Annotated in this window: 20 protein-coding genes and 4 tRNA genes; 3 read left to right on the forward strand and 21 right to left on the reverse strand. The window is 72.5% G+C overall.

Annotated elements, in window-relative coordinates; all coding sequences use genetic code 11:
• Window positions 1-241 precede the first annotated feature (241 nt).
• The 4 genes from nusG to HNR10_RS11650 all read right to left on the reverse strand — a co-directional run bounded on the left by nusG (window position 242) and on the right by HNR10_RS11650 (window position 3,432).
• The gene (nusG, locus tag HNR10_RS11635) at window positions 242-1,039 is read right to left on the reverse strand and encodes a transcription termination/antitermination protein NusG (RefSeq protein WP_179823086.1); all 798 of its coding nucleotides are present in this window, start codon (window positions 1,037-1,039) and stop codon (window positions 242-244) included.
• Between the two features lie 195 nt (window positions 1,040-1,234).
• A complete protein-coding gene (gene secE, locus HNR10_RS11640; RefSeq protein WP_179823088.1) occupies window positions 1,235-1,489 on the reverse strand; it encodes a preprotein translocase subunit SecE in 255 nt (84 codons plus the stop codon).
• 91 nt (window positions 1,490-1,580) lie between these two features.
• Window positions 1,581-1,653, reverse strand: a tRNA-Trp gene (locus tag HNR10_RS11645).
• Window positions 1,654-1,809: 156 nt separating this feature from the next.
• Window positions 1,810-3,432, reverse strand: a complete 1,623-nt coding sequence (locus HNR10_RS11650) for a protein kinase domain-containing protein (protein WP_179823089.1) — start codon at window positions 3,430-3,432, stop codon at window positions 1,810-1,812.
• 132 nt (window positions 3,433-3,564) lie between these two features.
• Here HNR10_RS11650 and HNR10_RS11655 point away from each other — a divergent pair, with 132 nt between their 5' ends.
• Together HNR10_RS11655 and HNR10_RS11660 are read left to right on the forward strand one after the other, a co-directional pair.
• A complete protein-coding gene (locus tag HNR10_RS11655; protein WP_179823091.1) occupies window positions 3,565-4,764 on the forward strand; it encodes a pyridoxal phosphate-dependent aminotransferase in 1,200 nt (399 codons plus the stop codon).
• 78 nt (window positions 4,765-4,842) lie between these two features.
• Window positions 4,843-5,886: an adenosine deaminase gene (locus HNR10_RS11660; RefSeq protein WP_179823093.1), complete on the forward strand. Its 1,044-nt coding sequence runs from the start codon at window positions 4,843-4,845 to the stop codon at window positions 5,884-5,886.
• Between the two features lie 60 nt (window positions 5,887-5,946).
• Here HNR10_RS11660 and HNR10_RS11665 read toward each other — a convergent pair whose 3' ends face one another.
• From HNR10_RS11665 to HNR10_RS11745, 17 genes are all read right to left on the reverse strand, one after another.
• A complete protein-coding gene (locus tag HNR10_RS11665) occupies window positions 5,947-6,540 on the reverse strand; it encodes a TMEM165/GDT1 family protein (protein ID WP_376769749.1) in 594 nt (197 codons plus the stop codon).
• A gap of 396 nt (window positions 6,541-6,936) precedes the next feature.
• The gene (locus tag HNR10_RS11670) at window positions 6,937-8,040 is read right to left on the reverse strand and encodes a UDP-N-acetylmuramate dehydrogenase (RefSeq protein ID WP_179823095.1); all 1,104 of its coding nucleotides are present in this window, start codon (window positions 8,038-8,040) and stop codon (window positions 6,937-6,939) included.
• Window positions 8,041-8,076: 36 nt separating this feature from the next.
• A complete protein-coding gene (locus HNR10_RS11675; RefSeq protein WP_179823097.1) occupies window positions 8,077-8,505 on the reverse strand; it encodes a MaoC family dehydratase in 429 nt (142 codons plus the stop codon).
• Window positions 8,506-8,550: 45 nt separating this feature from the next.
• Window positions 8,551-8,994 (reverse strand): MaoC family dehydratase N-terminal domain-containing protein, encoded by a 444-nt coding sequence (locus HNR10_RS11680; protein WP_179823099.1) that lies wholly within the window; start codon window positions 8,992-8,994, stop codon window positions 8,551-8,553.
• 172 nt (window positions 8,995-9,166) lie between these two features.
• Window positions 9,167-9,316, reverse strand: a complete 150-nt coding sequence (gene rpmG / locus HNR10_RS11685) for a 50S ribosomal protein L33 (protein WP_158613006.1) — start codon at window positions 9,314-9,316, stop codon at window positions 9,167-9,169.
• Between the two features lie 113 nt (window positions 9,317-9,429).
• Window positions 9,430-9,505 (reverse strand) — tRNA-Met (locus HNR10_RS11690).
• Between the two features lie 102 nt (window positions 9,506-9,607).
• Window positions 9,608-9,683: transfer RNA gene (locus HNR10_RS11695), tRNA-Thr, on the reverse strand.
• 256 nt (window positions 9,684-9,939) lie between these two features.
• Entirely contained in the window at window positions 9,940-12,036 is a 2,097-nt protein-coding gene (locus tag HNR10_RS11700; protein ID WP_179829679.1) for an AAA family ATPase, read from the reverse strand.
• Window positions 12,037-12,213: 177 nt separating this feature from the next.
• Window positions 12,214-17,052 (reverse strand): SbcC/MukB-like Walker B domain-containing protein, encoded by a 4,839-nt coding sequence (locus HNR10_RS11705; RefSeq protein ID WP_179823101.1) that lies wholly within the window; start codon window positions 17,050-17,052, stop codon window positions 12,214-12,216.
• Window positions 17,030-18,397 carry a TIGR02678 family protein gene (locus HNR10_RS11710; protein ID WP_179823103.1) on the reverse strand — a complete coding sequence of 456 codons (1,368 nt, stop codon included), beginning with the start codon at window positions 18,395-18,397 and terminating at the stop codon, window positions 17,030-17,032. Before HNR10_RS11710 ends, HNR10_RS11705 begins: the two co-directional genes overlap by 23 nt.
• Window positions 18,388-19,689, reverse strand: coding sequence for a DUF2397 family protein (locus HNR10_RS11715; protein ID WP_179823105.1), 1,302 nt, complete (start codon window positions 19,687-19,689; stop codon window positions 18,388-18,390). The genes HNR10_RS11710 and HNR10_RS11715 overlap by 10 nt, the downstream gene beginning before the upstream one ends.
• A 171-nt stretch (window positions 19,690-19,860) precedes the next feature.
• Entirely contained in the window at window positions 19,861-20,412 is a 552-nt protein-coding gene (locus tag HNR10_RS11720) for a hypothetical protein (protein WP_179823107.1), read from the reverse strand.
• A gap of 126 nt (window positions 20,413-20,538) precedes the next feature.
• Window positions 20,539-20,799: a hypothetical protein gene (locus tag HNR10_RS11725; RefSeq protein WP_179823109.1), complete on the reverse strand. Its 261-nt coding sequence runs from the start codon at window positions 20,797-20,799 to the stop codon at window positions 20,539-20,541.
• An 11-nt stretch (window positions 20,800-20,810) separates the two neighbouring features.
• Complete coding sequence (locus HNR10_RS11730) at window positions 20,811-21,059, reverse strand: hypothetical protein (RefSeq protein ID WP_179823111.1); 249 nt, start codon at window positions 21,057-21,059, stop codon at window positions 20,811-20,813.
• An 11-nt stretch (window positions 21,060-21,070) separates the two neighbouring features.
• Window positions 21,071-21,316 (reverse strand): hypothetical protein, encoded by a 246-nt coding sequence (locus tag HNR10_RS11735; RefSeq protein ID WP_179823112.1) that lies wholly within the window; start codon window positions 21,314-21,316, stop codon window positions 21,071-21,073.
• 55 nt (window positions 21,317-21,371) lie between these two features.
• On the reverse strand, window positions 21,372-21,617 hold the full coding sequence (locus HNR10_RS11740) for a hypothetical protein (protein WP_179823114.1): 246 nt from the start codon (window positions 21,615-21,617) through the stop codon (window positions 21,372-21,374).
• 524 nt (window positions 21,618-22,141) lie between these two features.
• Window positions 22,142-22,223, reverse strand: a tRNA-Tyr gene (locus tag HNR10_RS11745).
• A 234-nt stretch (window positions 22,224-22,457) separates the two neighbouring features.
• Here HNR10_RS11745 and HNR10_RS11750 point away from each other — a divergent pair.
• Entirely contained in the window at window positions 22,458-22,955 is a 498-nt protein-coding gene (locus tag HNR10_RS11750) for a YajQ family cyclic di-GMP-binding protein (protein ID WP_053618554.1), read from the forward strand.
• Window positions 22,956-22,978: the final 23 nt, after the last annotated feature.

Below are 22,978 nucleotides of genomic sequence, written 5' to 3' on the forward strand. Positions count from 1 at the left end.
TTGCCTGATGTGCGGTGTGAGCTGGTCCCCGCCCTCCCCTACGGCGTCGGCCGTCCGCGTTGAACGCGGCCGACGCCGGTGCCGAAGAGGGCGCGCCCCGTGCTCTGGACACGGGAGCGACGGCCCGCCGGGACCGGGCGGGCCGGAGTACACCCCGCCGGAGCGGGGTGCTGGAGTGGGTCCGCCCGAAGGCGGACCCACCAAGTCTACGCGTCCCGGGCAGGTGCCCGGGCGGGACCGATCAGATCTTGGCGACCTGGGTGAAGGAGAGCTCGACCGGGGTCTCGCGACCGAAGATCGACACGAGCACCTTGAGCTTCTGGGTGTCCGGGTTGATCTCACTGACGGTGGCGGGCAGCGTGGCGAACGGGCCCTCCATGACGGTGACGGACTCGCCGACCTCGTAGGCCACGTCGGAACGCGCCTCGGAGACTCCGCCGCCCTTGGCCTGCTGCGCCTGCTCCGGCTCGACCTCGGGCTCGGGCGCCAGGAGCTTGGCGACCTCCGTGAGGCTGAGCGGGGCGGGCTTGTTGGACAGGCCCACGAATCCGGTCACACCGGGGGTGTTGCGGATGGCCGACCACGACTCGTCGGTGAGGTCCATGCGGACCAGCACGTAGCCGGGCAGGACCTTCTCGGTGACCTGCTGGCGCTTGCCGCTCTTGACCTCGGTGACCTCGTGCTCGGGCACCTCGACCTGGAAGATGTAGTCCTCCATGTTGAGCGACTGCGTACGGCTCTCGACGTTGGCCTTGACCCGCTTCTCGTAACCCGCGTAGGTGTGCACGACGTACCAGTCGCCGGGGAGCAGGACAAGCTCGTTCTTGAACTCTTCGACGGGGTCCAGCCGGGGCTCTTCGGTCTCAGTCGGCTCGGCGGACTCGCCGCTCTCGACGTCGGTGTCCTCCTCGGTCGCGTCGGTCTCGACCGCGACCTCCGAAGGCTCCTCGACAGGCTCGCCCAGGCCGGTCTCATCCGCCGACGACTGATCCGGCTCCTCTTCGGGGAAGTCGTCAGAGGTCAGTGGGGACTCGGACACGGCTGCTCTTTCTCTCGTCGGATTCGCTAGTGCGGGTCGACGCACGCCGAACAGCGCTCCGCGTCGGACCCGGTTCTGCCAGCTTACGGTCTTTCCGGGCGGCGCGGGACCAACGCGCGGACGAGTGAGGGAGCCGGCGGCCGGAGTGTGCGCCGTGGGTGCCGCTCGTGGCGAGCGGCGTTCCGGAGTGGCGCCCTACGCTCCGGCGGGACGGCCGAAGGTGGAGTAGAGCCAGGTCACGGCCTCACCGAAGGCGAAGTCCAGAAGGGAGACGTAGGACAGGATGATCGCCACGAACACCAGGACGACGATGGTGTAGGTCACCAGCTCCTGGCGCGTGGGCCACCGGACCTTGCGCAGCTCGCCGACGCACTGCTTGACGAAGTCCACCGGACCCGTGCGACGCTTGGGCTCCTTGTGGGGCTTGGCGTCGGCGTCAGTCTGAGTCACCTGGGGTCCTTAGGGTCGCGGGCTGCTCGATGTCCCCGTTGTTCCTTGGCCTGTGCCCGGTGCGCATGAGCGCACCGGGCTTGCGAACTTGCAGGGCAGGAGGGACTCGAACCCCCAACCGCCGGTTTTGGAGACCGGTGCTCTGCCAATTGAGCCACTGCCCTTAGCGGAAACTGCGTTCCCCACCATAGCCGGTCCGCACGGTGTACGCACACCGTGAACCATGTAACACCCTGGCCACGACCGACCGGCGCGAGAGAGTCTAAGCCCAACCCCGTGCTCCGGCCAAACCGGTTTCCGCGGTCGCGTCCTTCGCCGGGTCAGGAGTCGAGCCTGGCCGCCTGCATGCCGGTCAGGCGGCGGACGAAGAGGAAGGCGGCGACCGCCGCGGCCACGGTCAGCGCCTGGGCGCCGAGGTAGCTCCGGAGTCGGAACAGGAAGGGAGCGGCTTCGTACCAGAAGTCCTTCTCCAGCACCGGATCGGGGAAGAGGACCGGCCAGGTGAGAAAGGCGGCCAGCCACAGGGCCCACCACGTGTGCAGCAGCCCTGCCGGAGCCATCGCCTCGCCGGATGGGCTGGAAGCGTGCCACACGTCATCGGCGATCTGCTTCGGCAGGAAGAGGTTGCCCACAGGGATGAACCAACCCCACACCGCTGCCGAGGAACGGTAGCGCAGCCTGCCGGGCGCGAACCCTTCGGCGACGGCGCGCACCCGTGAGAACCAGAGCAGCCAGGCCACGACCAGTGCCGCGTGGGCGAGAATCTGGCACGAATAGAGAAGAGGGGTGTATTCCCCGGGATCGCCCATGACCCGGTGGAAGTGCATGTGTAGGCCCACGGTGGCCACCGCGAGCAGAACGACCAGGCCGAGCAGCACGTTGACCGCCAGCCGATACCCGTCGGCCGGGTGCGGTGGGGGCCCTCCGCTCGTGCGCCGGCGCTCCTGCGCCAGCAGGGTCGGACCTGGCGGCGTCGGCTCGGACGGCGTCGGGGTGCTTTGGACCGGTACCCGGCCACCGGACGGCGGCGGGGGCGTGCCCTGGCTCGGCGGCCCGACCGCGGTCGCCACCAGTGTCCGCCGCTCGGTGATGACCTGGGTGAGCTCCTCCGGCAGCCACCGGCCGGGACCGGTCCCCTCGCTCAGCGCGGCGAGCCGGTCGAGGACCTCCCGTACCGCGGGCCTGGCCCCGGGCTCCTTGCCCAGACAGGCGCCGACCAGGTCGGCCAGTTCCGGCGGCAGGCCGGTCAGGTCGGGCGGGGTGTGCACGACCCGGTAGACCACGGCGTGGACGGGGCCGTCGCCGAAGGGGCTGCGGCCCGTGGCCGCGTAGGCGAGCACGCACCCCAGCGAGAACACGTCGGACTCCGGACCGACGACCCGCTCCCCCGTCGCCTGCTCGGGGGACATGAAGGCGGCCGTGCCCAGCACCGTGGCCGTGCGGGTGTGCGACGTGGTGTCGAGGGCGCGCGCGATCCCGAAGTCGATCAGCCGCGGCCCGTCCTCGGCCAGGATCACGTTGGCCGGTTTGAGGTCGCGGTGCACCACGCCGCTCGCGTGCACCGCCGCCAGGCCCTCGGCCAGGCCCGCCCCGAGGACGGCCACCGACTCCAGAGGGAGCGGGCCGTGGCCGGCCACGGCCTGGTGCAGCGAGGGGCCCGGAATGTAGGCGGTGGCCAGCCACGGCGGGGCGCCCTCGGGGTCGGCGTCCACGACCTGCGCGGTGTAGAACCCGCCGACCTTCCGTGCGGCGGCGGCCTCGGTGGCGAACCGGCGCCGGAAGTCGGGGTCCTCGGCCAGTTCGGGGCGCACGACCTTGACCGCGACCATGCGCCCGCCGGGGGAGCGCCCCAGGAACACCTGTCCCATGCCGCCCAGCCCGAGGCGCCCGTGCAGGCGGTAGGGGCCGATACGGGTGGGGTCCGCGTCGCTCAGGGGGGCCATGGCACCGCTTCCGTGGGGGTTCGCCGGATCGGTCCCGATGATCCCAGAGCGCCGTGCCCGCCGTCACTCCCTCGCGCGCACCGGCCGCCCGGTGTCCCTACCGATCGCGGTGCCGCGTGACACCATGGGGCCATGACTGACCGACCCCGTATCTCCGCACGTATCGGTGCCATCTCCGAGTCCGCCACCCTGGCCGTGGACGCGAAGGCCAAGGCCATGAAGGCGGAGGGCCGCCCCGTCATCGGCTTCGGCGCGGGCGAGCCGGACTTCCCGACTCCGGACTACATCGTCGAGGCCGCCGTCGCGGCCGCCCGCGAGCCGCGGTTCCACCGCTACACGCCCGCCGCCGGCCTGCCCGAGCTGAGGAAGGCGATCGCGGAGAAGACCGCGCGCGACTCCGGCTACGAGGTGGAGCCCGCCCAGGTGCTGGTCACCAACGGCGGCAAGCAGGCGATCTACGAGGCCTTCGCCGCCATGCTGGACCCGGGCGACGAGGTCATCGTCATCGCCCCGTACTGGACCACCTACCCCGAGTCCATCAAGCTGGCCGGCGGCGTCCCCGTCTACGTCGTCACCGACGAGAGCACCGGCTACCTGGCCTCGGTGGAGCAGCTGGAGGCGGCGCGCACCGAGCGGACCAAGGTCCTGGTGTTCGTCTCCCCCTCCAACCCCACCGGCGCCGTCTACCCGCGCGAGCAGGTCCGCGCCATCGGCCGCTGGGCCGACGAGCACGGGCTGTGGGTCCTCACCGACGAGATCTACGAGCACCTGGTCTACGGTGACGCGGAGTTCACCTCCCTGCCCGTGGAGGTCCCGGAGATCGCGGACCGCACGGTCATCGTCAACGGCGTGGCCAAGACCTACGCCATGACCGGCTGGCGCGTGGGGTGGATCATCGGCCCGAAGGACGTCGTGAAGGCCGCGGGCAACCTCCAGTCGCACGCCACCTCCAACGTCGCGAACGTCTCCCAGGCCGCCGCGCTGGCCGCCGTCTCGGGCGACCTCACGGCCGTGGCGCGGATGCGTGAGGCCTTCGACCGCCGCCGCCGGACGATCGTGCGCATGCTCAACGACATCGACGGCGTGGTCTGCCCGGAGCCGCAGGGCGCGTTCTACGCCTACCCCTCGGTCAAGGGGCTGCTGGGCCGGGAGATCCGCGGCCGCCGGCCGCAGACCTCCGCGGAACTGGCCGAGCTCATCCTGGAGCAGGCCGAGGTCGCCGTGGTCCCGGGCGAGGCCTTCGGCACGCCGGGCTATCTGCGCCTGTCCTACGCCCTGAGCGACGAGGACCTGGCCGAGGGTGTGGGCCGGATCCAGAAGCTGCTTTCCTGAACCGCCACGGGAGCGCCCCACGGGGCGCTCTCGTGCTTCCGGCCCCCGTGGGGTCCCCATATGAGGCAGACTCACGTCATGGAGACACCGATCAGCGCCCGCCGATTGGACCGGCTGCCCAAAGCGCACCTGCACCTGCACTTCACCGGCTCGATGCGCCACTCGACCATGGTCGAGCTGGCCGGCGAGCACGGGATCCACCTCCCCCAGGCCCTGGTGACGGAGTGGCCTCCCCGGCTGCGGGCCACGGACGAACGCGGCTGGTTCCGCTTCCAGCGCCTGTACGACATCGCCCGCTCGGTCCTGCGCCGCCCGGAGGACATGTACCGCCTCCTGCGCGAGGCCGCCGAGGACGAACGCGACGCGGGATCGTCCTGGCTGGAGATCCAGGTCGACCCGAGCGGGTACGCGGCGCTCTTCGACGGGCTGACCGCGACCCTGGAGCTGATCCTGGACGCCGCCCGCGCGGCGGAGCGCGACACGGGAGTGGCGATCGGCCTGATGGTCGCGGCCAACCGCACCCGCCATCCGCTGGACGCCAGGGCCCTGGCCCGGCTGGCGAAGCAGTACGCGGGCCGCGGAGTGGTGTCCTTCGGCCTCAACAACGACGAGCGGCGCGGACGCGCCCGCGAGTTCGAGGCGGCGTTCCGGATCGCCCGGCGCGGCGGTCTGCTGTCGACCCCGCACGGGGGCGAGCTCCAGGGGCCCACGAGCATCCGGGAGTGCCTGGACGAGCTCAACGCGGACCGGGTGGGCCACGGGGTCCGGGCGGTGGAGGACCCGCACCTGGTCGAGCGGATCGCCACGCAGGGCGTCACGTTGGAGATCTGCCCCACATCCAACATCGGCCTGGGGGTGTACAACGAGATGGAGCACCTGCCGCTGCGCCGGCTGTTCGACGCGGGTGTGCCGATCGCCCTGGGCACCGACGACCCCCTGCTCTTCGGTCCCCGGCTGGAGGAGCAGTACCGGATCGCACGCGAGGTCTTCGGCTTCGGCGACTCCGAGCTGGCCGAACTCGCCCGCATGTCCATCCGGGGCTCGGGTGCGCCCGACTCCCTCAAGAAGGACCTCCTGTCGGGCGTCGACGCCTGGCTGGCCACGGAGCCGTCCGCGGCGTGACCGGCGTCGCCGGCGGGTCCTGCGGGCCCGGCCCGGGGCGCGCCGGGGTACCCGAGGGGCCTACCCCAGCAGCATCCAGGCGCCCTGGCCGACCATGGCGACGCCGGCGACGAAGAACAGGACCGCGGCTCCGACCTGGATGGCCCGCTCCGGGAGCTTCTTGCCCAGAACGGCTCCGATGGCGATGGCGATGGCGTCGGCGGCGACCATGCCGACCGTGGAGCCGATCCACACGGGCAGCCAGTGGTACTGCGTGCCGACGGTGATGGTGGCGAGCATCGTCTTGTCACCGAGCTCGGCCAGGAGGAAGACCACGAACACCGTGACGAATCCGGAGCGGATCCGTCGCGACGCCGCGCGCTCCTCGTCCTTCTGCGTCATCTCGTCGCCGCGCAGGGTCCAGAAGCCGAAGATCAGGAACGCCAGGCCGGCGACGAGCGTCACCCAGTCCGTGGGGATCGCCGAGCCCAGCACCTCGGCGATGAACACGCTCGCCACGTGCACGACCGCGGTGGCGGCGGTGATGCCCAGCAGCACGGTGAGCGCGCGGTAGCGCGTCGCCAGGGACATCGCCACGAGTTGGGTCTTGTCACCCATTTCCGCGACGAAGATGGCGAGGCCGCTGACCACCAGGCCCATCGAGAACGCGGTCACTGAACCTCCTCCTTGCTTCAGAGGTGCTCTGGGGCAGAAGGAGGTGACGGACACCCCTCCAACCCGGTCGTTTCCTACCGGGTCAAAGGTCTCGTCCGCCCTTCACTCCGGGTCCCGTCCGCACGAATCCGGATGAGGCCGGGACCGGTGATGACGAGGGCAACACACCCAGGTCACGCGGTCGGAGTGGGCTCGTGCGACCGGGCCGCCGGGCGGCCAGTGTGTCGATCGCACGCATTGGGGACTACTCCCCTTCGACTGATACGACTTTAGCAAAGAATGGCGGATACGCAATTCATTGCGTCGTCCAATTGGATTATCAGCTTACCCTTATAAACAAGTTTGCCGCGCCTAACTCAGAAATTAGGCGCGGCAGAATGGTGACTTTGGTGTGCGCTACAGCGACACGCCCACCATGACCGGCTCGTTGACCAGGCGAACGCCGAACGCCCGCTCCACCCCGGCGCGGACCTCGCGGGCCAGCACCAGCAGGTCCCGGGTACTCGCTCCCCCGGGGTTGGTCAGCGCGAGCGTGTGCTTGCCGGAGATGCGGGCCGGTCCGTCGCCGTAGCCCTTGGTGAACCCGGCCCGGTCGATCAGCCAGGCGGCGGACAGCTTGACCCGGCCGTCGGCGTCCGGGTGGCCCGGCACCTCCACGTCGGGGCCCAGCAGCGCGGCGGCCCGCTCCCGCACGGCCGCGAACTCGTCGGCGCTCAGGACCGGGTTGGTGAAGAAGGAGCCGGCGCTGCGCGTGTCGGGGTCGGCGGGGTCCAGGACCATGCCCTTGCCCCTGCGCAGTCCGAGAACGGTCTCCCGGGCCCGCTCCAGCGGCACCCTGGATCCGGCCTCGGTGCCCAGGGCGCGGGCGACCTCGGCGTACCGGATGGGGCGGCTGAGCGGCGACCTGCGCAGCGCGAAGACGACCTCGCAGACCACGTACCGGTCGTCGCCCTTGAAGACGCTGTCCCTGTACGTGAACCCGCAGTCGGCGTTGCCCATGACGCGGCGCTCACCGGTCCCGCGCTCGTACACCAGGACCTCGCGGACCGTCTGGCTGACGTCCTGGCCGTAGGCGCCGACGTTCTGGATGGGGGTGGATCCCACCCGCCCGGGGATCCCGGACAGGAACTCGATCCCGCTGAGCCCTTCGACGACGGTCCGCTCGACGAGGGGGTCCCACTCCACACCGGCCTCGGCCCGCAGCAGGACGACGTCCTCGCCCGTCTCCGCGTCGGTGCCCGCCTCCTCGAAGGACACACCCCGCGCGTCGGCGTGGACGACCGTTCCCGGGAAGCCGTCGTCGGCGACCACCAGGTTGCTGCCGCCGCCCAGGACCAGGACGGGCTCCCCGGCGGCGTCGGCGGCGGCGACCGCCGCGACCAGTTCGTCGGTGGTGCGCGCCACGACCATGGTCTTGGCGGGGCCGCCCAGACCGAGGGTCGTGTAGTCGGCGAGCAGCGCTCGTTCCTCCGGGGCGGTGGCTTCGTGGACTGCGGACACGGTGTTACCTCATCGCTTCGCTGTGCTGGGGCCCGCTCAGGCCAGACGGACGAGGGCCTTGGACTGCACCAGGACCTTCGCGCCGCCGGAGCGTGCGGTCAGTAGGACGGCGACCGTCCCGTCGTCGTTCTTGGCCTTGACCTTCCCGCCCACGGTGATCTCCGCTCCCTCGTCGTCGTCAGGGACGACGACCGGCGCGGAGAAGCGCACGGAGTAGTCGATGACACAGCCGGGGTCCCCGGTCCAGTCGGTGAGCACCCGCGCCGCCTCGGCCATGGTGAACATGCCGTGCGCGATCACGTCCGGCAGACCGACGGACTTGGCGAAGCGCTCGTTCCAGTGGATGGGGTTGAAGTCGCCGGAGGCGCCCGCGTAGCGGACCAGGTCCAGGCGGCGGACCGGGAAGGTCCGCTCGGGGAGTTCGGTGCCGACCTCGACGTCGGCGTGGCGCAGCCTGCTGCTCACGGTCACGTACCTCGCGTTCCTGGTGCTCGAAGTGCTCGAAGTCGTCTACTCGCCGCGGACCACGAGCATCATGCTCGCGGTGACGACGTGCTCGCCGTCGTCGGCCGTGGCGACCGTCTCCAGGGTGAGCAGCTCGTTGCCGCCGAGGGACTTGATCCCGGTGATGCGGGTGACGGAGCTGAGCACGTCGCCCGCGTGCAGGGGGCGCGTGTAGTGGAAGCTCTGGTCGCCGTGCACGACCCGCGAGAAGTCGACGCCGAGCTCGGGGTCGGCGATCGCCTGCGCGGAGCCGGCCATGCCCAGGATGACCGGGAAGGTCGGGGGCGCGATCACGTCGGGGTGGCCCGCGGCCTTGGCCGCCGCCCGATCGACGTAGATCGGGTTGGGGTCGTTGACCGCTTCGGCGAACTCGCGGATCTTGCCCCGGGTCACCTCGTAGACCTCGGGCGCGGGGTACTCCCGGCCGAGGTAGTCCGGATTGATCGCCACGCTCTCCCTCTCCTGGGTTCTCCTGCCCGGGAGGCACGGTCCCGGACACACGAACAGCCCGGTGAGTGGATCACTCACCGGGCTGGAAGTCTAGCCTGCCCCCGTCTGACCGGAGGCGGCGCAACGGCTCACGCGAGACCGGCTACCAGGAGCCGGCGGCCGATGCCCGCGACTAGCGGGTCTCGCGGTGCTCGTTGTGCTTGCGGCAGTTCGGGCAGAACTTCTTGATCGCGAGCCTGTCGGGGGTGTTCCGACGGTTCTTGCGCGTGATGTAGTTCCGGTGATTGCACTCCTGGCAGGCCAGGGTGATCTTCGGCCTCACGTCTGTGGCAGCCACTTCGGAGTGCCTTTCTCGCTGGAGACAGTACCTAGGCGCAGTAGAACACTGCAAAGCGCCCGCGACGACCCCTGAGGTGATCTCAGGGGTCAGCGGGTTGGTAGCGGAGGCCGGACTTGAACCGACGACACAGCGATTATGAGCCGCTTGCTCTACCGACTGAGCTACTCCGCCCCGATCGACGGGCGATAATACGATACCTCGTATCTCTCCCGGTTCCGGCCGGTAGATGCTCCACCGGCCACCCACCTGAGTGGACCGGACCGCATCAAGTGGTGGAGCCCCTTTACGGAATCGAACCGTAGACCTTCTCCTTACCATGGAGACGCTCTGCCGACTGAGCTAAAGGGGCGCGCTACTGGGCTTTCTCTCGTCCGCCCCGGGGGTGTTGCCCCCTTGCGCTGGTCATGACTATACAGGTCTTCGGGGGTGGTCTGCCAAATCGAATACCGGGCCGCCGCCGACCCCGGGGCCCCGCGCTCCGCGGACCGGGATCGCGCGGACCCGAAAGCCCTTGTCAGAGGGCGTTCACCGGGCCGGGGAGGCCGTGCGGGAAGAGCGCGGAGGCGGCCCCGCGTGTGACGCGGACCGCTCTCCTCCGGCCGCCCTCAGGCGTCCCCGTCCGACAGCCACACGTTCGACATGGCGTCCCGGTTGATCGTCCGGATGGCCGCCGGCAGCCCCAGCCTCCGCAGCGCGTCCGAGAGCCGGGTGTCGTGCGTGAACACGATGAGCTGCCGGTGCCGCCCCACTTCCGCCAGGACCGTGGCCAGGCCCTCGACGGTCTCGGTGTCCATGGCCTGGACCGGGTCGTCCAGCAGCAGGAAGCCGAACGGGTTGCCGTCCACGAGCGTGCGCGGAAGGCAGATCGACAGCGCCAGCGCCTGGAACTCGCCCTGGCTGAGCAGCCCGGGCGCGCTGGTCTGGTCGCCCACGCCGTCCACGGCCACGTCCACCTCGACCCGGCGGCGGGCGCCGCGCCCGATCAGCCGCATGCCCTGGAGGTCGATGTGGCGCTCCTGGCGCAGCCGGAACCACACCTGTTCCGCCTGCGCGGCCACCGGGCCCAGCCGTTCGGCGCGCAGGGCCCGCGCCTGGTCCGCCAGCCAGGTGAGCGCCGCCTCGGCGACGGCGAGGGTGTCCCTGGCGGCGATGGCGTCCTGGGCGTCGTCCAGCCAGCCCGACAGACGCTCCGCCAGCTCCGACCAGCCGTCGGTGGGGTCCTCCAGGCGCTCCCCGGCGTCCCTGCGCGCGCTGAGGGCCGCCGAGCGCAGCTTGCGGCCGACCGACTCGATGTGCTCGGCCAGCTCCGCGAGGTCCTCGATGTCCGAGCCGGACTCCCACAGCGCCCAGACCTGTCCGAGCTCGCTGTCCGGCGGCAGCCAGGAGGGCGTGGGCGAGAGCAGGAAGCGGGCCTGGTCGCGGGCGGCGTCGGCACGGTCGTAGGCGGCCGCGGCCGTGGCGGCCTGGGCCCGCAGGCCGCGCAGCTGGGCGTTGGCCCGCCGCACCCAGTCGGCGCCGATCGCCCCGGGAGCGGAACAGGTGGGACAGGTGGTGTCCGTGGGGTGGCGCTTGTGGTGTTCGAGCGCCTGTTCCAGCAGACGGACCACGCCGTGGGCGTGGTCGCCCTTGGTGCCCGCGGCCATGGCCAGCTCCATGGAGGCGCCGCGGAGCTCGTTGACCACGTCGCTCATGACGACGCGCTCGGGCACCGACAGGCGCCGCAGCCGGCGCAGCACCACGTGCTGGGCGGGATCGGCCGGGCCGTCGTCGGCGGCGATGCGGCGCAGGGCCTCGACGTCGAGGGTGGGCCCGGTGAGGATCTGGACGGCCTGGGCCGCGCGCGGATCGCTCGACCCGTTCAGCGCCTCCACCAGGAGCCGTGACTCGCGGGCGGGGCGGTCGCGCCGCTTGGCGAGCGCGTCGCAGACCTTGGCCAGGCGCCGTTCGGCCTCGGCCAGTCCGGTGAGGCCGAGCAGGGCCGTCAGGGTGTCGTAGAGCTCCGCCGAGCGGCCGGTGACGGTGCGGCCGAGTTCGTCGTAGGACAGGAAGGGGCGGTAGCGGACGAGGTTCTCGCCCCAGTCCAGTGTGCGCAGGGCGGAGGTCTCGCCATTGGGATGGACGACCTCGCCGCGCGCCGAGCGCACGCTCTCGCCCGTCCAGCGGCGGCTGATCCGGGTGGGGCCCGTGTCGCCGGCGATGTGGATGTCGACGCTCGCCTCGGTGCGCTCGTCGTAGTGCAGGTTGCGCCAGCCGTCGCGCCATCCGGTGGGCATGGCGTCCCAGCGCGGGTTGCGGCCGGTGAGGGCCGCTTCGGCGGCCTCGGCGAAGCTGGACTTGCCGGAGCCGTTGCGGCCGACGATGACCGTCAGCCCGGGGCCGGGCGGGAACGCCAGTTCGGCGGGGCGGCCGATGCCGCGGAAGCCCTGGACGCGGATGCCGGTGAGGTAGGCGCGGCGCACCCGGCCGGGCGGCGGGGCCGCGGGCGCGCCCGGCTGGACGTCGGGGAGGCGTTCGCCCTCGAGCAGCGCCGCCAGGGCGTCGTCGCCCCAGAGCGCGGCGTTGACCCATGACCGCACCTCCGCGGGCAGCCCCGCGTGCACGAGGGCGTCCAGGATCTTCGTCGTCGTGGGGTCGTCGGAGTGCGGTGGTTCGCTCCGCCCACCGCCGTCGATCACCTCGGTTCCCCGAGCCACCTGCGCCACCCCGATCCGTGGTCGTACCTGCACAAGCAGACTAGGACAGAAAGGAACATCCGGAGCCGGAGGCTCGCGATTGAGGGCGGTAGCCCGTCCCGCGCGCAGCGCCCCCACGGGCGATGGCGGGCGACGGGCGGGGGGAACTGGGGCCGAAGGCCCTCCATCGAGGGCGGCGCGGGGGCTCTAGACGCCCACGAGCCGTCGTCTGCTGCCGTCCCAGGTGAAGTGGAGGGTGGCGATCCCGGGCACGTTGGGATCGCGCAGGCACTCGTAGATGTTGAGGCTCGGCACACTCGCGAAACACCCCCAGACGCGTTCGGAGGTCAGCACGAAGTCGAGGTCGAGTTCGACCAGCAGTCCCAGCAGGCGCCCGTGGGTGGGTTCGTCGACCTTCGCGAAGGCGTCGTCCAGGAGGATGAGCCTGGGCGCCCAGGGAGCACGGGCGGCCAGGGCGTCGAACTGCGCGGCCGCGGCGGCGAACAGGACGAGGTAGGCCACGACCCGCTGCTCGCCCTGGCTCAGCGCGGTGCGGTGGCCGAGGCGGCGCTCGTCCCCGGTCCCGTCGGTGACGTAGACGGTGAAAGTGAACCAGGAGCGGTAGTCCAGCGCGGCGCGCAGCTGGGCCCCGCCGGTGGCGGTCGGGTCCAGCCGCCGGATCGCCTCGATGCAGCGGCGCAGGGCGTCGCGCAGACGGGTGGTCTGCACGCGCGTGCGCTCCTCGGGCGGGGTGGCCAGGAGCGGGACGACGGCCTCGATGTCGGCTCCGGCGTCGGGGGCGAGCCGCCAGTCCAGTCGAACGCCCAGGCCGGCCGAGGTGGTGACGTCCTTGAGTACGTCGTTCATCGTGTGGATGAGCCCGTGGGCCTCGTCGATCTGGCGGGAGAGGTGCCCGGCGAGCTCACCCAGCAGGTGGCGCTCGAACGCCTCCTCCTCGGCGATCGCCACCGTCTCGTCGGCGCGGGCGATGGCGGCGGCCACGCGTGCGGCGTAGGCGGTGATGTCGTGGGCGCCGTCCTCGTCGTGGACGGTGAGGCGCTTGAGGCCGCGGGGTTCGGTGAGCTCGGTCCGCGTCTGTGCCCAGTCGGCGGAGGTGAGCAGCCGGTGCAGCTCCTCGCGGCTGCCGAGGATGGCGCTGTCGTCGACCTCGGGCAGGCCGGCCTGGGCGTCGAGCCCCTCCTCCAGGCGGGCTACGAGGTCCTCCAGGAGCGCGAGCCTGGTGTCGGGGCCGGCGGCCGGGGACTCGCCCGCGGCGGTGGCGCGGGCCGCGAGGTAGGCGGCGAGCGGCGCGTCGTCGGCGGCGCAGTCGGCCAGCCCGGCCGCGCCCAGCAGGACCGCGTCGGGTGCCGTCCGGCCCACGGCCGCCCCGTCCGTCACGGACGCCCCGGGCCCGGCGTGGGCGCCGGCGTCCTCGTCGTGCCGTGCTGCCCCGTCGCCCGCCTCCGTGTCGTCGGCGAGGTCCCGCGCGCCGACCGGCGCTGTGAGGGACGCGACGAGGACGTCGCCGGCGGCGAGGGCGCGGCGTACCTGCTCGGCGCGCTCCTGGGTGGCGACGTCGAGCCGGACCTCGGCGCCGACGCGTTCGTCCCGGGCGCGCTGGGCACCGCGTTCGAGCTCGGGCAGGCGGCGGGCGGCCTCCTCCGCGCGGGCCTTGACCTGTTCGCGCGCGGCGTCGATCTGCTCGTCGGGGACCCCGCGGGCCCGGTCGCCGAGCTCGATCTGGCGGCGGACCGTGATCATGTCGTCGATGGCGGCGGCGCGGGCGTCCTCGGCCAGGACCCGGTCGGCGCGGATCCGCCGCCAGGCGGCGACGTGGCTCTCGTGGTCGGCCAGTTCCCAGGCCAGGACGTCGAGGTCGCGCAGGGCGGAGGCGACCAGCACCCGCAGGTGGTCGAGGGCGCGCAGGGTGCTGTCGAGGTCGGCGCGGGCGGTCGGCAGCGGCTGCTGGTCCGGGGGCGACGGCAGGTGCCCTTCGTCCTGTGGCTCCCCGGCCCCGGCCGGGACGGGGATGGCGGGCCGGGCGGCCGCGTCCCTGAGCCGGGCGCGGACCTGGAGCAGTTCCTCGCGCGCCTCCTCGGCCGCCGCCCGGGCGACGTCGTGGGCGCGCCGCGCGGCCGCGACGTCCGTGCGGGCCACGTCCAAGGCGGCCCAGGCCCGGATGAGCGGGGCGGAGTCGGGCAGGTCCCGGGAGACCTCCAGCAGTTCCGAGTAGGAGCGCTCGACCGCCCAGCGGCGCTCCCCCGCCTCGGCGAGGAGGGCCTCGGCGATCGCCATCCGGCGGTCGGTGTTGGCGGAGCGGCGGTCGCGGGCGCGCTTGCGGGCGACCTCACCGATGTACTCCGGCTCGCTCTTGTAGTGGGCTCCGGAGGCCACGCCGAGGCGCCAGCCGCCGGTCAGCGACATGGAGCTGACCGTGGTCACGGCGCTGTCGCGGCGGTGCTTGGCCTCGGTGTCCTCGGCGGCGCCGGGGGTGTCGGAGTGCAGGGCGATGGACGAGAGCAGGGTGCGCACGTTGTCGGCCTGCACGCCGCGGTCGGGGACGGCGACGGGGACGAGGACGTCGAGGAGGGTGCGTCCCTTGGCCGGGCGGGCCGGCGTGACCATGAGGTCGCGGGTGCTGGGGTCGTAGAGGGTGCCGTCGGCGCGCACCCATCCGGCCAGCAGGCCGCTGGCCTCCAGCGCCGCCTCCAGGCCCGCCTGTTCGCGCGTGGTGAGGCCCTCGGCGAAGTCGACGGCCAGGTGGAGGGGGACGCCGTCGGCCTCGGGGCGCGGGTAGGTGGCCCAGGCGGGCCGCTCGGGCGCGTGGTCGGCGTTCTTGGCGCGGCGGTCGGCGAGTTCGGCGAGCTCGTCCGAGAGCTGGCCCTCCTCGTTGACGGCGACGTCGCGGCGGGACCGGAGCTCCTCCAGCAGCGGGTCGACGGCCGCGTGGGCGAGCCGGGCGACGGTCGCGGGGACGTCGGGGTCCAGGACGCGCAGGGCGTCGGTGATGGGCAGTTCGACACTGCCCTCCAGCTCGTGGATGGCGTCGCCCAGGGCATGGGCGTGGCTGGAGTCGCGCAGGCGCGCGGTCCAGGCGCGGACGCCGTCCGCATAGTCGGCGCTGGCGCGGCGCAGGTCCGCGATGGCCTCCTGCTCGCGGGTGTGGGCGTGGTCGAGGACGGCGTCGGCGCTCTCGGCCTCGCTGGTCAGGGCGACGAGGCGGCGGTCGGTGGCGGCCTCGGCGGTGGTGAGGGCGGTGAGGCGGGCGGCCTGGTCGGCGCGGTCGGCGGCGTGGCCCGCGGCGGAGGTGAGGTGGTCGTGGAGGCGGCCGAGGCGCTCGCGCAGGGTGTCGAGGTCGATGCCCTCGACGGGCTCGCGTTCCACCGCCTGTTCCAGTCCCTGGAGGTCGACCCGGGTGGTGCTCTCGCGCGGGGCGTGGACGGTGGCGGAGGGGTCCGGGACGGTGCCGAGGGACTCCGGGGGGATGCCCGCGGCGGTGGCCGCGCGGTCGGCGTCGGCGTGGGTCTGGCGCAGGATCTCCAGGGCGCGCTCGATGGCGTCGGTGTCCTCGGCCATCCGGCGGACGGCCTGGTCCTCCGCCCGCTCGGCGTGTTCGGCGGCGGCCCAGGCGGCCTCGGCGGCGCGGATGTAGGCGCCGACGGCGGCGTCGTAGGCGCGGCGCTCGTTGTCGGTGGCGGTGGCGGCGCCGGCCTGGGCGGTGGCGAGGGTGTTCTCGTCGGCCCCGGCGGTGTCGCGGGTCCGGCGGGCCTGGTCGCGTTCCTCGGCGATGTGGCTCTCCGCCGTGATGAGGTCGTCGAGTTCGGCGCGCAGGCGGTCGGTCTCGGCGGTGCGGCGGGCGCAGGAGTCCAGCTGTTCGCGGACCTCGGCGGCGCGGCCGCGCAGGGCGTGGACGAGGTAGGCGTGGTAGTCGGCGAGGAAGGAGTCGACGCCGACGCCGGCCTCGGCGAGGGCGGTCTGGTCGCTCCGGGCCTGTTCGAGGTCGGCGATGTTGCGGCCGACCTCGTCGAGGACGGACTCGTCCATGGGGGGCAGGGCCTCGGAGAGGACGCTGACGAGCTCGCCCGCTTCGAGGCGGTCGCCGATCGTGGGACGGCGCAGCCGGTAGAGCAGGTGGATGAGGTTGCGGTAGCGGACGGAGTCGTCGATGCCGAAGAGGCTCTGCATCACGCGGGCGCGGTAGGGGACGGCGCTGGTGAAGCAGTTGTCGGCGCCGACCTCGGACCGCAGTCGGTCCACGGGCATGGGGCGGCCGTCGGTGACCAGCTGGAGATCGTGGCCGATCCGGCGCTCGGTGACGAAGAACACGCAGCGGGGGTCGGAGTCGCCGACCGCCATGACGGCGGCGCCCAGGGTCAGGTGCCGCGGCGGCGCGGCGGCGCGGGAGTCGGTGCCGGTGTGGGTACCGGTGCCGTCGTCGTGGTGGCCGGTGGAGCCGGAAGGGTCCTCGGTGGTGCGGGGGGCGGCGGTGCCGCGTGCGGCGCTGGAGGCGGCCAGCAGCGCGGAGGCCGTGCTGGGGCCGTGGGCCGCGCGCGCGGCGGCGTCGAGGCCCCGTTCGCCGCGGTCGGTGGTGAACTCCACCCACAGGTAGCCCAGGCGGGTGACGGGCGCGGAGTCCGCGCCGGACCCGGTGCCGGACGCGGCGCCGGTGTCGGCACCCGTTCCGGCGGGCTCCTCCTCGGGGCCGCCCAGCAGGTCGGGTCCGGTGTCCTCCAGGTCGGGCAGGCGGTGGGCCCGGTGGTCCTCCGCCATGAGCCAGCGCAGGCTGGTGCGGTTGGTGCCGGTGGTGTCCAGCCGACGGACGTCGCCGTCCAGCAGGAACGGGAGGAGCATCTCCAGCGCCTTGGACTTGCCCGCGCCGTTGCGGCCGCGCAGCAGCAGCCGGCCCTCGGCGAAGTCGAGGACGTGGTCGTCGTACTGCCAGACGTTGCGGATACCCGCGCGTTCGAGCCGGTAGCGGGGGGTGGGGGTGCCGGCGGGGACAGCCGGAGCTTCCCCTGGGGCCTCACTGGTCTCCTGGGTCACCACTGGTCGCGCTCACCTTCTCGTTCGCCACCGCTTGCAGCACGGACGTCACCCGGCTCAGGTCGCCGCGGGGGTCGGCAGGGGGCTCGGGCGCGCCGTGTTCGTCACCGGAGCCGCGCGGTTTCGCGGGGAGTGTCCGGCCGTCATCGTCATTGTCCTGGATGCGGGGGATGCGATCGTCCACGTCCGCGCCGAATCTGGCGGCCGCGGCGGTGAGCCGCCACTCGCCCGGGCCGCCCCGGAGCAGACCGAGGTCGGTCAGCAGGTCCAGCACGCGCGCGCGGAGTCGTTCCGGGTCGGGGACCTCGGGTCCGGCGGTGCGCGCCCACTCGCCCCGCACCGCGGCGTCGGGGCCGCCGAGCGTGTCCAGGGCGGCGTCGAGGTCGCGGTCGGGGACGGGGACCGAGGTGGCGGGCCGACCGGGGTGCAGGCGGCCGGACACGTGGCGGACCAGTGCGAGAGCGACCTGGCCGACGGGGTCGTCGGAGGGGAAGCGCGTGCCGTCCGGGGCTCCGTCGGGCATGACGAGGGCGACGCCCTCGGCCCGGATCTCGGTGTCGCAGCCCAGCAGGTTGCCCAGGGCGGCTGCGGCCCGCCACTGGTGGGCGGCGAGGCGGTCCCGCTGGCGGTCGGGGAGTTCCTCCCGGTAGACCACGGCGGTCTCGGCCAGGCGCCGGCGCAGGGCGATCTCACCCTGGTGGTCGCTGTCGGGGTCGTGGTCGGCGGCATCGGCGAGGAAGGAGTCGGCGTCGTCCGAGGCACGGGGCAGGTGGACCGCGACGGCGCGGGCGGCCTGGGCGTCGGCGCGCAGGCCCGGGTCGGCGGAGGCGTCGGTCTCGTGGTCGCGCACGGTGCCGGACACCTCGTCGAGCACACCGAGCCGGACGAGGAGCGCCAGCGCGGCGCAGAAGGCGCGCCGCTCGCCGAGCCCGCGGCCGGGGTCGGCGTCGACCCGGGCCTCGTGGGCGGCGGCGCGGACGTCGGCGGCGAGCGCTCGGAGCGTGGTGTCCCCGTCCCGCTCGACGAGGACCGCGAGGGCCAGGGCGAGGTAGGTGTGCGTGCGGGGGGTGAACGGGGCGCCGTGCCGACGGGTGAAGGGCGCGGTGGTCGACGCGGCGGCGCCGCGCTTGACGAGGCGGGCGTGGTCGTCGGCGACGGTGAGCCGGTAGGCCAGGACGCGCTGGAAGCGCTGGACGAGCCATTCCGCGTGCGCCCGTACGAGGGAGAACTCGGCGGGGTGCGCGCGCCGGGTGAGCAGGGGGTGCGCCATGAGGGCGCGCGCGGCGGCCTGGCGCTCGCCGATGAGCGCGGCGTCCTCGCTGTAGGCGTCCGTCTCGATCACCCCCATGCCGACCGCTCTCCGTCCCGGATGGCGGAGAGGTCGATCGGGCCGGTCGTCTCGGTGTTCGGATCCGGGCGTCGGTCCCGGTCCGGTTCGGCGAGGCTATCGGTGGTGCCGGGGTCCTCGACAGGGCCGCCGGAGGAATCGTCGTCCGGCGGAGCCGCCGCGCGCCGGGCGTGGCGGCGCCCACGGGGGGCGGGCGGTGTCGGTGCGCCGTCGTCACCGTCGCCGTCGTCACCGTCGTCGTCGGCCGCGGGCTCGGTCGCGGGCTCCTCGGGAGCGGTGGGCGGGTCGGCGGATTCCTCGTCGCTCCGGGCCAGGGCGAGTGCTTCGGCGACCGCGCCCGCGAGTTCGGCGAAGCCGCCGGGCTCTGCGGGTTCGGCGGGCTCGGCGGACGCGGACCCCAGGAGGTCGTCGGCGGGCGAATCGGCGGACGCGGAACCGAGAGGGTCGTCGGGAGCGGACCCGAGAAGGTCGTCGGCCACGGGCTCGGCGGGCTCGGTGGGGTCCGCCGTGTCGGGTCCCACCAGAGTGTCGGGAGCGGGCTCGGTGGCGTCGGCGGCCCCGGACGGCCCCTCTGCGTCGGGCGCGGACGTGCCCCGCGGCCTTCCCAGACCGAACGCGGTGCCGCCCGCCTCCGCGGACTCGGGCAGGTCCAGTACGTGCTGTTCGTAGGGCGTCACACACAGGCGCACGCCCTCCAGTGTCAGGTCTCCGCCCTCGCCCTGCACGGTGACCTCGGCGCCCGGTGCCGACACCACGTGCAGGCGCAGGGAGAACTCCAGATCCCCCGCCGAGGTGGAGCGGCGGGCGGCGTCCCCGGCGCCCAGAGCGGCGGTGAGGAGCTCCATGAGCACCTCCATGCCGGCGCCGGACAGGTCCACGTGCGCGCGGTCCCCCGTGGGTTCGGTCAGCAGCGCGCGGATCTGCGACGCCCCGGCCCTGCGCCAGTGGGCGGACGACTCGGCGGCGTCCCTCAGCCGCGCCTGCTGGGCGCGGTGGTCGCGCACGGGCGCGGGCGGACGGGTACCGGGGTGCTCCACGACCGGGCTGCGGTCGGGTTCGGCCTGCCACCAGCCCGTGGTGGCCGGGATGCTCTCGTCCACGCGGCCCTCGAGGTGGAGGGCCGGGTGGAGGGCGTAGGCGGCGCGGGCGAGGTCGTCGGCGCGGTCGGTTCCGGCCTCCTCGAACCAGGACGCCAGGTGCAGGAGGGCGGCGCGCCCGTGCCGGGGCACCGGGCGCTCGCCCGTGCCCTGTCCGTCGTGCGCGCGATCGTCCGTCCGCTGGTTGAGTCCCACACCTCAGCAGACTAGAGACCTCCTGGCGCCGCCACACCCGGATCGGCCCGTTCTGGTCCTCCTGAGCCGGTCGTACCACCCGTTCTGAGCAGGCGATTCGCGCTTTTTATGAAGTTTGGAATGATTCCTCTCGCACGTGCCGAGACCGTACCGCCGGGCGCACGGCCGGCATCACTCCTCGACGGGTACGGCGAGGCGGCCGTCGTCGCTCTGCTCCATCGCCTCACGTTGGTCCGCGGGCATGTCGTCGTCGTACTCCGTGACCGTGTAGGCGGAGAAGTACATGGTGCCGTCCACCTCCACCGGGTCCCCGAGTTCGATGCCGATGTCGTAGGGGTCGCTCGCGCAGTCCACGCCCAGGCACCACGTGCCGGACACCTCGCCCTCCCCGCGCGCGGAGGTGTCGGTCCACTCGTCCCACTCCAGGTCGCGGAACGTCGTGAACTCCGTGGCGACGTAGTCGGTGGGCCGCTGGTCGGCGAAGCCCGCCTCGTCGCCGTACCGGTTGAGGACGAAGGTCCCCTCTCCCGGCCCGGAGCCGCTCGCGCCGCCGCCCTCCTGGTCCGGGGCGTCGGACGCGGTCCCCGGGGAGTCCCGCCCCGGCTCCGGCGAGGCCTGCCCCGTGGGTCCGGTGCCGACGTCGACGTCCCCGGCCGGTGCGGTCTCCTGGCCGCAGGCGGCCACGGCCAGCAGCAGCGCGCCGGCCAGAATCGTGTGCCTCATTCCGCCCTCCTCGGGCCCATCCTGCCCCGGGCACACGGCGAGGCCCCCCGGCACACGCCGGGGGGCCTCACTACCGCTCTGTTCCGTCACTGTGGGGCCGAGGGCCCCGTCACACGAGGACTGTGGCTAGTAGCTGCCGTCGTCGCTCATGTTGGTGGTCACCGGACCGTTGATGCAGTCGCCCGTGGTCTGCGGCGACAGGATCGGCACGGTCACACCGACCAGGCCCACGGACAGCTCCGTGTTGCAGAGCTGGACCGGAACGACCTGCAGGTTCTGGTTGAACTGCTGGTCGCCACCGTGGGACGCGGAGGCCGGAGCGGCGGCCAGCATCGCGCCGAGCGCGATCCCGGCGAGCGCGCCCGCGGCGGTGAGCTTGCGCATCATGGCAGGCCCTCCTAGTCGATGTTGGTGCTGACGGGCCCGTTCACGCAGTCGCCCGTGGTCTGCGGCGACAGGATCGGGATGTTCACACCCGCGAGGAGGCCGACGGCCGCGCTGGTGTTGCACAGCTGGACCGGAATCCCCTGCAGGTTCTGGTTGTACTGCTGGTCGCCGCCGTGCGAGGCGGAGGCCGGAGCAGCGGCGAGCATCGCGCTCAGGGCGATCCCGGCGATGGCGCCGGCAGTGGTGAGCTTGCGCAGCATGACGGGATCTCCTAGTCGATGTTGGTGCTGATGGGGCCGTTGACGCAGTCGCCGGTGGTCTGCGGCGACAGGACCGGGACGTTGACGGCGACCAGGCCGACGGCGGCACTGGTGTTGCAGAGCTGAACGGGAACGCCCTGCAGGTTCTGGTTGTACTGCTGGTCGCCGCCGTGCGAGGCGGAGGCCGGAGCGCCCGTGAGGGCGACACCGAGAGCAGCACCAGCGATGAGGCCGGCAACACCGAGCTTACGCAGCATTGAATTACCCTTCGAAAGAAATTGAGATATTCTCGGTCGAACTTGTTGCCGGAACCTAGCTGATGTTGGTGCCGACGGGGCCGTTGACGCAGTCGCCCGTGGTCTGGGGCGACAGGATCGGCACGGTGACCGCAACGAGGCCGACGCTGCCGGTCAGGTTGCAGGACTGGATGGGAACGACCTGCAGGTTCTGGTTGAACTGCTGGTCACCACCGTGCGAGGCCTGGGCGGGAGCTCCCATGAGGAGCGCGCCCATCGCGGCACCGGCGACCAGGCCAGCAGCGGCCATCTTCTTGATCATGTTTCCCCCGGAAAGCATTCGCGGCGTTGACAGAAAAAGACGCAGGCGCTTCTTGCACCTGTGTCGCGGTGGACTGGGGCAATCATCTGCGGCCCCCCGTTTTTTGTCAACGCCGAAACTCCGAGTGACGGATTGTCCGACTTGTCGGGAGAATTCTTTTTGCCGCCCCGACGAATATGCTTTTGACGACCTTTTTGCGCGACCCGCACAAGATGCCGATGCGCACATGGGACACCATGGGACGGTCGAAGCGGGACAGACCGTCCGCCATCGCCACCGATCACCCTCGGAAGTGCTTTGACTACCGTGCGCAACCAGACCAAATCGCCCCGTGCACACTCCCCGGACACCTCGGATCCGCCCTCCGGAGGGTGCCGCGCACCGGATCCGGCGTGATCTGCCCGTGTCCCGAACGCGTCCGATCCGCGACGATCCGAATCCCCGCCCGCGACGGGCCGGCCCCGGACACGCGAAAGGCCCCGGTGGCCAGCGTGTCCGCTGATCACCGGGGCCTCTTCCCAGCGTGGCAGGTCAAGGATTCGAACCTTGGAAGGCTAAGCCGACGGATTTACAGTCCGCTCCCATTGGCCGCTCGGGCAACCTGCCTGGGCTGCGGCGACGTGTTCGTCGCGACGCATGACTGAGAATAGCGGATGATCCGCCCGAACCTGAAATCGTTTGGCCGGGCGCGCCCCCACCAGGGGCTTCGGGCGCTCTGAGCAGCGCACGGCTAAGCTCGGAGGCCAGCCCGCGCCGGGGGTCCGGCACGGGCCGAGAACCCCTCGGGCGCCCGCGTCGGCGCCCGTGATCCATGAGACACCTAGCGGGATGTGAGCGTACGTGGCCGCCGAATCCAGTTTCGACGTCGTGTCCAAACTCGATCGACAGGAGGTCGACAACGCCCTGAACCAGGCGGGCAAGGAGCTGGCCCAGCGGTTCGACTTCAAGGGCACCGGGACCACCATCGCCTGGCAGGGCGAGGACGGCATCGAGATCAAGAGCTCCTCCGAGGAGCGGGCCGCCGCGGCCCTGGAGGTCTTCAAGGAGAAGCTGATCAAGCGCAAGATCTCCCTGAAGGTCCTGGACGCCGCCGACGAGCCCAAGCCCTCGGGCAAGGAGTACCGCCTCCCGGTCGGCCTCAAGGAGGGCATCACCTCCGAGGACGCCAAGAAGATCTCCAAGCTCGTCCGCGACGAGGGCCCCAAGGGCGTCAAGGCGCAGATCCAGGGCGACGAGCTCCGCGTGAGCTCCAAGAAGAAGGACGACCTCCAGGCGGTCATGAACCTCATCAAGGAGAAGGACTTCGACCTGGCGCTGCAGTTCGTCAACTACCGCTAACAGGACGCCGGTTCACCGCGTTG

The sequence above is a fragment of the Nocardiopsis aegyptia genome (genome assembly GCF_013410755.1).
Classification (GTDB): domain Bacteria; phylum Actinomycetota; class Actinomycetes; order Streptosporangiales; family Streptosporangiaceae; genus Nocardiopsis; species Nocardiopsis aegyptia.

Bases quoted from the DNA above. Each gene is read 5' to 3' on its own strand.
- HNR10_RS11650 (WP_179823089.1), bottom strand. From the start codon at position 3,432: ATGGCCCCCCTGAGCGACGCGGACCCCACCCGTATCGGCCCCTACCGC.
- HNR10_RS11655 (WP_179823091.1), top strand. From the start codon at position 3,565: ATGACTGACCGACCCCGTATCTCCGCACGTATCGGTGCCATCTCCGAG.
- HNR10_RS11660 (WP_179823093.1), top strand. From the start codon at position 4,843: ATGGAGACACCGATCAGCGCCCGCCGATTGGACCGGCTGCCCAAAGCG.
- HNR10_RS11710 (WP_179823103.1), bottom strand. From the start codon at position 18,397: ATGGGGGTGATCGAGACGGACGCCTACAGCGAGGACGCCGCGCTCATC.
- HNR10_RS11720 (WP_179823107.1), bottom strand. From the start codon at position 20,412: ATGAGGCACACGATTCTGGCCGGCGCGCTGCTGCTGGCCGTGGCCGCC.
- HNR10_RS11725 (WP_179823109.1), bottom strand. From the start codon at position 20,799: ATGATGCGCAAGCTCACCGCCGCGGGCGCGCTCGCCGGGATCGCGCTC.
- HNR10_RS11730 (WP_179823111.1), bottom strand. From the start codon at position 21,059: ATGCTGCGCAAGCTCACCACTGCCGGCGCCATCGCCGGGATCGCCCTG.
- HNR10_RS11735 (WP_179823112.1), bottom strand. From the start codon at position 21,316: ATGCTGCGTAAGCTCGGTGTTGCCGGCCTCATCGCTGGTGCTGCTCTC.
- HNR10_RS11740 (WP_179823114.1), bottom strand. From the start codon at position 21,617: ATGATCAAGAAGATGGCCGCTGCTGGCCTGGTCGCCGGTGCCGCGATG.